General features: G+C 67.8%; 11 protein-coding genes. 6 read left to right on the top strand and 5 right to left on the bottom strand.

Translation table 11 applies throughout. The features are described from left to right. Positions 1-32 precede the first annotated feature (32 nt). The 3 genes from CKY51_RS08900 to CKY51_RS08910 all read right to left on the bottom strand — a co-directional run bounded on the left by CKY51_RS08900 (position 33) and on the right by CKY51_RS08910 (position 4,261). Positions 33-1,730: a S10 family serine carboxypeptidase-like protein gene (locus CKY51_RS08900; RefSeq protein WP_022970651.1), complete on the bottom strand. Its 1,698-nt coding sequence runs from the start codon at positions 1,728-1,730 to the stop codon at positions 33-35. A gap of 300 nt (positions 1,731-2,030) precedes the next feature. Beyond that, on the bottom strand, positions 2,031-3,185 hold the full coding sequence (locus CKY51_RS08905) for an HDOD domain-containing protein (RefSeq protein ID WP_022970652.1): 1,155 nt from the start codon (positions 3,183-3,185) through the stop codon (positions 2,031-2,033). Between the two features lie 419 nt (positions 3,186-3,604). Next, positions 3,605-4,261, bottom strand: a complete 657-nt coding sequence (locus tag CKY51_RS08910) for an SDR family oxidoreductase (RefSeq protein ID WP_022970653.1) — start codon at positions 4,259-4,261, stop codon at positions 3,605-3,607. Positions 4,262-4,472: 211 nt separating this feature from the next. Between CKY51_RS08910 and CKY51_RS08915 the strand changes: the two genes are divergently transcribed. From CKY51_RS08915 to proP, 4 genes are all read left to right on the top strand, one after another. Then, positions 4,473-5,510, top strand: a complete 1,038-nt coding sequence (locus CKY51_RS08915; RefSeq protein ID WP_022970654.1) for an AI-2E family transporter — start codon at positions 4,473-4,475, stop codon at positions 5,508-5,510. Between the two features lie 132 nt (positions 5,511-5,642). Next, the gene (locus CKY51_RS08920; protein WP_022970655.1) at positions 5,643-6,041 is read left to right on the top strand and encodes a host attachment family protein; all 399 of its coding nucleotides are present in this window, start codon (positions 5,643-5,645) and stop codon (positions 6,039-6,041) included. Positions 6,042-6,049: 8 nt separating this feature from the next. Next, positions 6,050-6,382, top strand: coding sequence for a thioredoxin family protein (locus tag CKY51_RS08925; protein ID WP_022970656.1), 333 nt, complete (start codon positions 6,050-6,052; stop codon positions 6,380-6,382). Between the two features lie 672 nt (positions 6,383-7,054). Continuing rightward, positions 7,055-8,545 carry a glycine betaine/L-proline transporter ProP gene (proP, locus tag CKY51_RS08930; protein ID WP_152249120.1) on the top strand — a complete coding sequence of 497 codons (1,491 nt, stop codon included), beginning with the start codon at positions 7,055-7,057 and terminating at the stop codon, positions 8,543-8,545. A gap of 3 nt (positions 8,546-8,548) precedes the next feature. Here proP and CKY51_RS08935 read toward each other — a convergent pair whose 3' ends face one another. Further along, positions 8,549-9,004, bottom strand: coding sequence for an SRPBCC family protein (locus CKY51_RS08935; protein ID WP_022970660.1), 456 nt, complete (start codon positions 9,002-9,004; stop codon positions 8,549-8,551). Positions 9,005-9,172: 168 nt separating this feature from the next. Here CKY51_RS08935 and CKY51_RS08940 point away from each other — a divergent pair, with 168 nt between their 5' ends. Beyond that, positions 9,173-9,967, top strand: coding sequence for an EcsC family protein (locus CKY51_RS08940; protein WP_022970661.1), 795 nt, complete (start codon positions 9,173-9,175; stop codon positions 9,965-9,967). A 113-nt stretch (positions 9,968-10,080) separates the two neighbouring features. On the opposite strand, the gene CKY51_RS08945 is transcribed toward CKY51_RS08940, so the two are convergent. After that, positions 10,081-10,416, bottom strand: coding sequence for a hypothetical protein (locus CKY51_RS08945; RefSeq protein ID WP_238319395.1), 336 nt, complete (start codon positions 10,414-10,416; stop codon positions 10,081-10,083). A gap of 213 nt (positions 10,417-10,629) precedes the next feature. On the opposite strand from CKY51_RS08945, the gene CKY51_RS08950 reads away from it, so the two are divergent. Next, positions 10,630-11,268, top strand: a complete 639-nt coding sequence (locus tag CKY51_RS08950; RefSeq protein WP_022970662.1) for a DUF938 domain-containing protein — start codon at positions 10,630-10,632, stop codon at positions 11,266-11,268. Positions 11,269-11,444 lie beyond the last annotated feature (176 nt).

The following is an 11,444-nucleotide window of genomic DNA, read 5'->3' on the forward strand; positions in this document are numbered from 1 at the left end:
GGAGCTCCTTGGACAGAGGGGCGAGGCGTGCGTCACGGTGTGGCACTGGCGGCCGACGGCGCGGCGCTGACACCGCGGTTGTCCGGCCAGGGCGCGTCCAGCAGTGCCAGCGGCACCGCGTCGGCGATCGGCGTACCGCTGTAGAACGCACGCAATGCGGTTTGCACCTGGGGCCGGGTGCGATCGTCCAAATACAGCATATGGCCACCGGCATAGGTGGCGACCTGCACGTCCGGGTTGAAGCCGCGGATGGTGTGCAGCCGCGCCAGTTGCTTCTCGGTGCTGTAGAGCGGCGTGGCCAGATCGTGATAGCCGCTGAGCGCCAGCACCTTGAGGCTGGGATTCAGACGCAGGGCTGCCAGCAGGTCGGGCACGGTATCGGGCGCGGGCCGTCCGCCGTGGTGGAAGTCCCAGTCATCGATGATGGCGTCGTTGAGGATGGCGTAGCTGGCGTTGGGCGCGCTGTAGCCGAGATAGTCCGGATACTGCCGCGCCACCGCATTGGCCAGCGGCTGGCCGATCAGGATGTCGGACGGGTCGCCGTCATCGCGCAGGCGCGGATCGCTGTCGGGCAGGCGCACCCGGCCATCGTAGCGGCCGATGACATTGCCGGGCAGCAAGGCGTTGTTGAACGGCTGCAGGGCGAAATAGCCCTGCAAGGCCTGCAGGGTCAGGCCCGACAGCGGCCGCCAGCGCGCCAGTACGTTGGCGCTGGGCGGTGCCGGCTTGCCCAGCACGGTGGGAAAGCCGTACTGGCTCAGCACCCAGGTCGGCCCGTAGCGCTGGAACTCGTCGTGCACCACGCTGACGAAGGCGCGCATCTGCAGCGCATAGAACGCATCGCTGGCATTGACTTCGGTCTGATGGTGGTAGGCGGCGACGGCGGCATAGCTGGGGAAATAGCCGCCGATGGTGTCGCCGCTGTACTTCATGCCCTTGGCGTAGTCCGGGTAGTACAGGCCGCCGGAGAACGTCGCATCGGTCATATAGTTGAGGATCGACGACTGCAGCACCACACCGCTGAGCTGCACGCCGGCCGCCTCCAGCGACAACGCCAGCATCGCCGAGCGCGTGGTGCCATAGGATTCGCCGAACAGGTACAGCGGCGCGTTTGCGCGTTGATTGGCCTGCAGGTAACGGCGGATGAAGTCGCGCATCACCTGCACGTCGGCATCGCTGCCCCAGAAGCTGCGGTTGGTCTTGGGCAGAATGGCGGTGGACAGTCCGGTGCCGGGCGGATCGATGAACACCATGTCGGTGCTGGCGATCAGGCTTTCGGCGTTGTCGACCATCGGATAGTTGGGCCAGCTGCCGAACGCCGGTGCCGGCGTGGCCAACCGTTTGGGTGCGAACGACGCCAAGTGCAATAAGGACGCCGATGCGCCGGGGCCGCCGTTGTAGAAAAACGTCAGCGACCGTGGCTTGCCGCCACGCGCGGTCGCAGTGTAGGCCACGTAGGACATGGTGGCTTGCGGTTGGCCGCTCGGATCGGTGGCGATCAGATGGCCGGTGCGCACGGTATAGGGCACCGACTGCTGCCCGCTGTGCCAGACGTAATGCATGACCGCCGATCGTTCATTGACGGCGCGTGCGTCGAGCCCGGCATCGGCCGCGGACGCATAAGCAATGCGATCCAGGTAAGGCGCGTTGGCTGCGCCAACCGGTGCGGCAGCCAGCAATAACGTCAGCAGCAGGGGAGCAAGCAAACAGGTGGTCGTGCGCAGGGTCATGGGGCACCTGAAGGAAGGCGCTGCCGGCAGCGGCAGCCGAATGGCGCACCGTTACTGCCGGCGTGCCGCACCGTGACGACGGCGCCCATCGCAAGGCCGCCGCACCACAGGCAGCATCTCCGAGTGAGGCTGCGCGTGCGCAGTGCTGTGCGAAACCAGCGCACGCGTGGCGAACCGCGCTGGCATCTTTGGCGAAGCTCGCCGCCGGACTGTGACCGATTCGAGGTCTGGAGCAGGGGGACCCAGCGCCGGACGGGCGGCGCCGTGGGTGGTGCGCGACCTCTGTCTAGCGGTGGCGGCTCACTCCACGCTGGCGGCGATCAGGCGTTCCCAGAGCGCGGCATTGGCAGCCGGGTCCGGTTCCAGGGTGGCCAGCAGCTGCAACGCATGCCCGCCCTGTTCGGCGCCGTGGCGCGCCAGCATCGCCAGCACGGCCGCCAGGCGGCCATAGCGCAGAGCCAGTCCGAGCGGAGTGGCCGGCATCTGCGCGTCCTGTTCGGGGCGCTGTTCGTCCAGCGCGGTGGCGACAGCGGCCGGCAGCTCCCAGGTCGCCGCGATGGTCTGGGCCACCGCGGCGGTATGACGCTCCACCAACAGGGCAGCGGCTGGCAGGCTGTACGGTAGGCCGGGCCGTTCGGCATAGGCGTCGCGCAGCAGCCGCAGGATGACGATGGCGCCCAGGCCTTGCAACAGGCCGGCCAACTGGGCCGACAGGCTGTCGCCGCCCCGCTGGCGTGCGTAGGCGGATGCGGCGGCGGCGGTGCGCAGCGCATAGTCCCAGACCGCTGCCGGTAGGCGTGCGTGCAGGCCGCCATCCAGGCTCAGTACCGGCTGCATCACCGCGGCCGCCACGATCTGCCGCACGCCTTCGGTGCCGATATGCACCACCGCCCGCTCCAGACTCTCCAACGGCCCGCCTTGCGGCCGGTACAACGCGCTATTGGCGATGCGCAGCAGGTTGGCGGCCAGGGCGGGATCCTGCGCGATGATGGCGGCAATGCCGCGGCCGGAGGCATCGGGGTCGTTGACCGCCCGCATCAACTGCGGCAGCAGGTGCGGCCGGCGCGGCAGCAGCTGCGGGCGCAGATCCAGCTGGTCCAAGGCCTGCCCGACCGCCACGACCGCACTCTCCTGGGCCGGGTCCAGCGGCGTGGTCGTCTGCGCCAGCGCCGGCGTCTCGGTCACCACCGCGTACATCTGTCGCAGCAGCGGTCGCAGCGGCGGCGGTGTCAGCGGCGAGGCGTCGGTCGTCGCGGCGGCGATGGGGGCGTCCTGTGGTGGCATCTCCACCGCGGGCTGGGCCGTGGCCGGATCCATGGGCGCGATCGCTGCGCGCACCTGGACTGCAGCGGGCGCGACGCGCTGGCTGGCGCGCATGCGCTGCCACAGATAGATCAGCACGGCGAGACCGATCACGACACCGGTGACGAACAGCAACAGGATCGAGAGCTTCATAGGCGGGAATCTGGAACGTGACGTGACTATCCGGCATGCCGCCGGTGGCGGCAACGTGCGGATGCTCGGCCGCGCGATAACGGCACGCACTGCGCCGCGAGGCCTGCGCGTCGGTCAGGCGGCCGGCATGCGCGTGGGGGACGGTGAGCCCGCTGTCATTGGGGTGACCGCCAAGCTGCACGTGCGGCTAACACGCGCCGGACCATCATGCGCCACCAGCTGTGCGGCCATAGAGCATCTAGGCAGCTTAAAGGATGCAGGCATCCGCAGCTGGACCACCTTCCCTTCCGGCATGGCCAGCGCCATGCCGGTGCCGTGTTGCCCGCTCGGGCGATCTCGCGACCAGACAAGCCGGTCCTCGGCGCAGCCCGGCGAACCGCCGGCCGTGGCATGCTGCGCCGTCAGGACACCGCCCTCGGTTAGTTCGGCTGCGCCAACGCCTGTGCGATCGGCGTCTGCCCATCGACGAACTCGATGGTCTTGCCGATCGTGGCTGGCGTGGCCAGGGTCGCGGCGATCACCTGCGCGACGTTGGCGCGCGAGGCGCTGCGATCGCTGTCGCTGCCTGGGTGGCAGGTGATGCGTCCACTGGGCGGATCCAGGCTCAGCCGGCCCGGACCTAGCACCGTCCAATCCAATGTCATGCTGCGCAATTGCGCGTCGGCTTCTGCCTTGGCCTGCGCATAAGCAAAGAAAGGATCCTCCGGCGCGATGCCGTGGTCCAATCCAGCGCCCAGATAGGACACCATGACATAGCGTTGCACGCGCGCCTGCTGCGCCGCATGCATCGAACGGATCGCCGCGTCGCGATCCACTGCGTAGGTGCGCGCGGCATCGCCACCGCCGGCGCCGGCCGACCACACGACCGCGTGATGGCCGGTCAATTGGGCGGCAAGCGCCTCGGTGTCGGCGTGTTCGATATCCACCACCACCGGGGTGGCGCCGTCGTCGCGGACGTCGTCGGCATGCGCAGGATTGCGAATCAGGGCGGTGACCTGGTGGCCGTCGCGCACCAACAGCGGCGTCAACAGGCGGGCCACCTTGCCGTGGCCGCCGATCAGCAGGAAACGGGACATCGACTGTCCTCGCAAGGCGCGTGGCATGACGCGGGAGGGTCATGGTGGCCGCAGCGATGCTAAGACCGCGTCGACGGTCGCGCTCGTTCGTGTGCGGCGCAGGTGATTGCCAGCGCTGCAGCACCGCTGCCGTGCTGCCGGTACGGGTAGGCACAGCGTCTTCTCATTGCGCCCGCTAGGGTGGCGTGCGTTTCTCGCTGTCGAGGCTTTCATGCCGCGTTCGGATCTGCGTGCGTTCGTCCTCCGCGTCATCGTCGTGCTGGCGCTGATCGCCTGCGCCTGGTTGCTGTGCACATTGTCGGGATTGCTGCTGATGGTGTTCGGCGCCATCGTGCTGGCGGTGCTGTTGCGCGCGATGACCGACTGGGTCCGGCGGTGGGTCCCCATCTCAGAGGGCTGGGCGCTGGCGCTGGTGGTCGTGGTGGTGGCAGTAGGTCTGGGCGCCTTGCTGTGGTTGTTCGGCTCACAACTGGCCAGCGAGTTGAGCGCGTTGCAGCGCAGCTTGCCGTCGGCATGGGGACGCTTCCACGACTGGCTGGCATCCGGGCCGCTGGGGCCGACACTGGAAGAACTCGGCCGCCAGGCGCCGCAGCGGGTATCCAACCTGGCCCCGCGTGCCGGGGCGTTCGCGTTGAGCATCACTGGCGGAGTGGCCAATGTGTTTCTGGTGCTGGTCGGCGCGGTCTATCTGGCTGCGCAGCCGGGCCTGTATCGGCGTGGGGTCCTGCTGTTGGTACCTGCCGATGCGCGCGCGACCCTGGATGCGGCCCTGCAGGCCAGCGGCGTCGCGTTGCGCCTGTGGTTGCGCGGGCAGTTGCTGGCGATGGCGGTGGTCGGCGTCCTGACCGGGCTGGGGCTATGGGCGCTGGGGATTCCGGGTGCGCTGGCGTTGGGCATCATCGCCGGTATGCTCGACTTCGTTCCCATCGTCGGGCCGATCGTGGCGGCGGTGCCGGCGATCCTGCTGGGCTTCACGGTCAGTCCGCAGATGGCGCTGGCCACCGCGGCGCTGTTCGTGATCGTCCAGCAGATCGAAGGCAATCTGCTGCTGCCATTGATCCAGCAGCGCAGTGTCGATCTGCCACCGGTGCTGCTGCTGTTTTCGCTGTTCGGTATTGGCATGCTGCTGGGGCCGGCCGGCGTGTTGCTGGCCGCGCCGCTGACGGTGGTGGCGTTCGTGCTGGTGAAGCGCCTTTACGTGCAGGAGGCTCTGCAGGCGCCGACGCGCGTTCCCGGGCAGTTGCAATGAATGCGGTCCTGCGCGGCGAGGTTGGAGCTAAACGTGCTGCTGACGTCGGCTACGCGCAATCCTTACATTCGCTGCCCTAGGGTCGGACAACACCGCGCTGAGCGCGGCATCCATTCGCATCAGGAGGCCGAGATGAGTCTGCACATTCCCCAGGGCGCATTGGTGGTGGTCGCCGACGGCGGCGAGGCCCGCTGGTTCACCAATACCGGCGACGAACGCAGCGTGGTGCTGCGTCAGCACGCGCGTACCGAGGTGCAGAACGTGGACGACGAGGGCCCGGCGGGCAAGGTGCCGCCACGCAGCTCCGAAGCGGAGCTGGACGAAATGACCTTTGCCAAGCAACTGTCGCAGGCATTGAACGATGGCGCGTTGAAGCACGACTACGCACATCTGGTGCTGGTCGCCGACCCCACCACACTGGGCCGCGTGCGTCCGCTGCTGCACAAGCAGACCCAGCAGCGACTGGTCGGCGATGTGGCCAAGGATCTGACCAATCTGCCGCTGGAAGACATCCAGCGCGCCTTGTCCTGAGGCGCGCGATGGCGTTCATGCGCGACTACGACAGTCAGGCGCCCGAGCGTGCAGCGGTGGATGCGCAGGCAGGTTGGCAATTGCTGGAATTCGGCACCAACTGGTGCGGCCATTGCATGGCCGCGCAACCCTTGCTGCAGAAATTCCTTGGCGGCCAGGACGCGCTCGACCATCGCAAGATCGAGGATGGCAAGGGCCGTCCGCTCGGGCGGAGTTTTGCTGTCAAATTATGGCCAACGCTGATCCTGCTGCGCGATGGCAACGAAGTCGCCCGCGTCGTGCGCCCGCAGACACGTGACGACTTGGCGCCGGTGCTGACGGCGCTCGGCATCAATCGCTGAGCGGGACCGGATTGCGGGGCGCGGTCGCTGGAATCACAGCGGGTCGCAGGAATCTGTGGCGTTAGGAGGCGCTGACCGCACCGCCTGTTCGCTGCCCACGTGTGGAAAACGGCCCATGTAAGCGCCGCAGCTGCCGCGTGTCGCAACCTCGCTGCGGTCGATTCCACGACGGATGTGTCTGGTGGTGCCGGTCACGCAGGTGCTGGACGACGGCAGCGGACACGCGCGCGGCTGTCCCATGGCACGCCGATGCAGCGCATGCAACGCATGCGCGTGGGAGCCAATGCGTGTGGCCATGCAGCGCGACGCGACGCCATTCGAATGGACATTGGCGCAGCGCACGTCGGCGCACGCGCCATGCGGTCAGCACGGCGTCTGGCGCAGTGCAACGATGCTGCGTATGTCCGCTGAAACAGCCTGTTTTGCAGCCTCGCCAGCGGCGGCGGGGTGCAGCCAGACGCGCGCTGTAGTAACATGGCGGGCTGATCAATGCCCTTGGGCCGTTGCCCATCTTTTGGTCGTCTGTCCCGCAGCGCCGTGGAATACACGCGGCCGTCCGGGAATGCCTCCGGCGTCATTGGTGCGCGTGCATGCGCCGCGCAATGCGATGGGCCGTGTCCTGTGCGTGACCGGGACGAGCGGGCAGCGATGGCCGCACCAGGAGACCGCACGATGCACGACACCCACGCGATCCGTTCGCATTTCGGTTGGTTCAAACGCCGCCGCCACTTGCAGTTGGAGGAGGTCACCGTGGTCGACCGCGGCATGCTGCGCAAGGCCGTGGGCGCCGCGGCGCTCGGCAATGCGATGGAATGGTTCGACTTCGGCGTCTACGGCTATCTGGCGGTGACCTTGGGCCAGGTGTTCTTCCCGTCCACCAACCCCACCGCGCAGCTGATCGCCACCTTCGCGACCTTCACCGTGGCCTTCCTGGTGCGGCCGCTGGGCGGGCTGGTGTTCGGTCCGTTGGGTGATCGCTACGGGCGCCAGAAGGTGTTGGCGGCCACGATGATCCTGATGGCGCTGGGAACCTTCAGCATCGGCCTGATCCCTTCGCACGCGCGGATCGGTCTGTGGGCACCGGTGTTGTTGTTGCTGGCGCGCTTGCTGCAGGGCTTCTCCACCGGCGGCGAATACGGCGGTGCGGCCACCTTCATCGCCGAATACGCCACCGACCGCAATCGCGGCCTGATGGGCAGCTGGCTGGAGTTCGGCACCCTGGGCGGCTATATCGCCGGTGCCGCCACGGTGACCGTGCTGCAAGCGGCATTGAGCGAGGCACAGATGCTGGCATGGGGCTGGCGCGTGCCGTTCCTGATCGCCGGGCCGCTCGGCCTGCTGGGCCTGTATCTGCGCATGAAGCTGGAAGAGACGCCGGCCTTCCGCGCCTATGCCGAACAGGCCGAGCAGCGCGAACGGCAGACCGCCGGGCAGGGCTTGATGACCTTGCTGCGGCTGCATTGGCCGGCCTTGCTGAAGTGCGTGGGGCTGGTGCTGGTGTTCAACGTCACCGACTACATGTTGCTGACTTACATGCCCAGCTACCTCAGCGTGACGATGGGCTATGCCGAGAGCAAGGGCTTGCTGCTGATCATCCTGGTGATGCTGGTGATGATGCCGTTGAACGTGGTCGGCGGGCTGTTCAGCGATCGTCTGGGGCGGCGGCCGATGATCATCGGCGCCTGCGTGGCGCTGTTCGCGCTCGCCGTTCCCTGCCTGTTGCTGGTCGGCAGCGGCAACGACTGGCTGATCTTCGCCGGGCTGATGCTGCTGGGCCTGGCGCTGGTGTGCTTCACCAGTTCGATGCCCTCCACGCTGCCGGCGTTGTTCTACACGCCTGTGCGCTACAGCGCGCTGTCGATCGCCTTCAACGTGTCGGTGTCGTTGTTCGGTGGCACCACCCCGTTGGTCACCGCCTGGCTGGTCGAGCGCAGCGGCGATCCGTTGGTGCCGGCCTATTACCTGATGGGCGCAGCGGCGATCGGCTTGATCACGATGCTGTTCGTGCGCGAGACCGCAGGCCTGCCGTTGCGCGGTTCGCCGCCTGCAGTGGGCAGCACCGACGAGGCGCGCGCGCTGTTGCGCGACGACCGCCCGGTGACGGTGGACCCGCAACTGCCCACCCCACCGACAGCGATGCCAGGCCAGCCGCACGCGGCCTGAGCGTCAGCCCGTGGCGGGCGCGCAGATCGCCAGGATGTCGGGATAGGGCAGGCCGTGGCCGAGCTCGACGTGGCGTTTGAGACTGACGTCGAGCAGCAGGCGCCAGCTGCGGGCGCAACGTGCCAGCGCCGGGATCGCGCAATCGCTGGAGTGCACCAGGTCCACCCGCGTGCCCTGGCCGATGGAGACCAGCGCGAAGCGCAATACCGTCCCGGCCCAGGCCGTGCTGTCGAACAGGTCGGCGCGCCGACAGCGCCAGCACGCCAGCCGGTGGTCGGCGCCGGCGTCGAGGATGAGCTCCGCCCACCAACCGTGGTGCGGCCAGTCCAGACGGATCTGCTGACCCTCGCGGCGGACCTCGCGCGTCCACCAACGCGCCAGCTGCGCCGGCTCGGTGAGCGCGGCGGAAACGACCTCGGGGGCAGCGGCAATGATGCTGCTGTGGCGAATCTCGTTCATCGGTGTCGATGTTGCCGGCACGGAGCCCGATGATCGCGTACTTTTGCTGCAAGTTGAAATTGGCGGGCTGGACCGCCGACGCTCGGCAGACGCTCACGCTGGGCTGGGTACCATGCGGCAACGCCCTGAGGAGCACGAGCCGGTATGACGACACTCCCGATCCCGGTGATGGATGCTGCGGCGCAGCAGGATCTGCGCACCGCCCATGCCCTGTTGGAGAACCCCGGCGTCGCCGCGCAGCTGGCCAATGCGCTGGGCGCGCCGATCGAGAGCCTGATCAGCAAACGCCTGCCCAAGACAATGACCCGCGCCATCGACGCGGTGACCCGGCGCGCGCTGCAGGTGGCGATGCGCTCGGCGCTGTGGAGCCTGCGACGCGGCCAAGTCACCCGGCAGCCGGCCGCGACCGCCCGCCACACCTGGGCGGTGGCCGTGGCTGGCGGTGCGGGCGGCTTCTTTGGCCTGCCCGGATTGGCGGTGGAATTGCCGTTGACCACCACGGTGATGCTGCGCTCGATCGCCGACATTGCTCGTGCCGAAGGCGAGTCCCTGCACGATCCGGAAACGGCGCTGGCCTGCCTGGAAGTGCTGGCACACGGCGGCCGCAGCCGCGGCGACGACGGTGCCGAATCCGGTTACTTCGCCGTGCGCGCGGCGATGGCGCAGCAGCTCAGCGCCGCAGCCCAGTACGTGGCCGCGCATGGCTTCGCCAGCAAGGGCGCACCGGTGCTGGTGGCGCTGGTGTCGCGGATCGCGGCCAAGTTCTCGGTCAACGTCGGCGAAAAGCTTGCCGTGCAGGCGGTGCCGGTGGTCGGCGCCGTCAGTGGCGCCACCCTCAACGCGGTCTTCATGCGGCATTTCCAGGCGATGGCGCGCGGCCATTTCATCATGCGGCGGCTGGAGCGGCGCTTCGGCGCCGATGCGGTGCGGCGCGCCTACGAGGCCTTGCCGGAGCCGCGTTGAGGTATGCCGCCGTCAGGCGCACATCACCCGTAGAGGCAAGGCGGCTGCATCACCGCCGTACCTTCACCCACGTCGGTATCAGGCTGGACGACGCCGAAACGTCAGGCGCGTGCTCAGGGCGTATCCCTGCAGGCCCAAAATGCGGTGACGTTCTGCCAATTGCCGGTCTGGGAAGCCACCGGAGCAGACACTCGGGTGAGCACCAGCGATCTGGTTGTTGGAAAATTGCTGCGGCAAGCGTTCCCGCCAGCCTGCCACAGGTATTTGTAGACGGCCTGGCTGGAGGGCGCGGAGCTTTCGTCGTTTGCTTTATCCTGCACGTTACCGGATACCCTGACGGTACCGAGCACTGCCGCACTGGCTGGTGAAACCAACATGGTCATCGCGATGGTCGCGAGTGCGCAAAGAACAAGGGTCTTGCGAACGTGACGTCGATTGCTGGAAGACATGGTCGATTCCATTGGTGGCGGGTGACAGACAGCAAAGGTGGTTAGCGGCGTTCAAGCGGTTCGCGCTCACCCCCTTCGCTAAACTGGCGAGCGCTGCGTGCGCCTGGCCGCCGATGCCAGGCGCCATCGCAGAACTACAATGGCGTCGCTGTCGCCAGTGCCACGGCCGCAGGCCGGCCGGCAGCAGTGCGCCCATCGCCCATGAGGTCATGCATGACCAAACCCTTCTCGCCCGCATCCGCGCGCAACCGCGATCCCATCCTGCACGTGCTGCTGCGCCACTTCGGGGACCGTCGGCATGTGCTGGAGATCGGCGCAGGGACAGGCCAGCACGCAGTGCATTTCGCTGCGGCAATGCCATGGGTGCAGTGGCAGGCCAGCGACCAGCCGGAGCACTTGCCCGGCATGCGGCAGTGGCTGGACGAGGCGGCGTTGCCGAATACGCCGGCACCGATCGCGCTGCAGGCGGCAGCGGTGCCGGGGGCGTGGCTGGCACCGCCGCCGCCACTGCCAACGACACCGGCCGGTGTGTCGATCGGCTATGACGCCGTCTACAGCGCCAATACGTTGCACATCATGGGTTGGCCGCAGGTACAGGCCTTGTTCGCCGGGCTGCCGTCGATCCTGGCCGACGATGCCGTGCTGGCGATCTATGGTCCGTTCAACCGCAATGGCCAGTTCACCAGCGACAGCAATCGCGCCTTCGATGCGATGTTGCGCGAGCGCGATCCCGCCTCCGGTCTGCGCGATGCGGAGGCGGTGGATGCGCTGGCCGCGGCGGTGGGCCTACGGTTGATCGACGATGCCGCGCTGCCGGCCAACAACCATTGCCGGGTGTGGCGGCGTGGCTAGCTGTGATCTCTCAGTAGGTTGTTCATCCGGGGCATCTCTGGAAGATGGGGGTTACCAAGCCAACCCAGCCCCCAGGAGCCCCGGATGAACCTGCATAAACATGCCCGTTTGAGCCCGCGAGGTCGAGCCCTGCTTGTGGATCGCATCCTTGTTCATGGGCTGCGCGTGGAAGAAGG

Source organism: Xanthomonas maliensis (assembly GCF_009192945.1).
GTDB lineage: Bacteria > Pseudomonadota > Gammaproteobacteria > Xanthomonadales > Xanthomonadaceae > Xanthomonas > Xanthomonas maliensis.

Coding starts and splice junctions, on each gene's coding strand:
- CKY51_RS08900 (WP_022970651.1), bottom strand. CDS start 1,730: ATGACCCTGCGCACGACCACCTGTTTGCTTGCTCCCCTGCTGCTGACG.
- CKY51_RS08905 (WP_022970652.1), bottom strand. CDS start 3,185: ATGAAGCTCTCGATCCTGTTGCTGTTCGTCACCGGTGTCGTGATCGGT.
- CKY51_RS08910 (WP_022970653.1), bottom strand. CDS start 4,261: ATGTCCCGTTTCCTGCTGATCGGCGGCCACGGCAAGGTGGCCCGCCTG.
- CKY51_RS08915 (WP_022970654.1), top strand. CDS start 4,473: ATGCCGCGTTCGGATCTGCGTGCGTTCGTCCTCCGCGTCATCGTCGTG.
- CKY51_RS08920 (WP_022970655.1), top strand. CDS start 5,643: ATGAGTCTGCACATTCCCCAGGGCGCATTGGTGGTGGTCGCCGACGGC.
- CKY51_RS08925 (WP_022970656.1), top strand. CDS start 6,050: ATGGCGTTCATGCGCGACTACGACAGTCAGGCGCCCGAGCGTGCAGCG.
- proP (WP_152249120.1), top strand. CDS start 7,055: ATGCACGACACCCACGCGATCCGTTCGCATTTCGGTTGGTTCAAACGC.
- CKY51_RS08935 (WP_022970660.1), bottom strand. CDS start 9,004: ATGAACGAGATTCGCCACAGCAGCATCATTGCCGCTGCCCCCGAGGTC.
- CKY51_RS08940 (WP_022970661.1), top strand. CDS start 9,173: ATGGATGCTGCGGCGCAGCAGGATCTGCGCACCGCCCATGCCCTGTTG.
- CKY51_RS08945 (WP_238319395.1), bottom strand. CDS start 10,416: ATGTCTTCCAGCAATCGACGTCACGTTCGCAAGACCCTTGTTCTTTGC.
- CKY51_RS08950 (WP_022970662.1), top strand. CDS start 10,630: ATGACCAAACCCTTCTCGCCCGCATCCGCGCGCAACCGCGATCCCATC.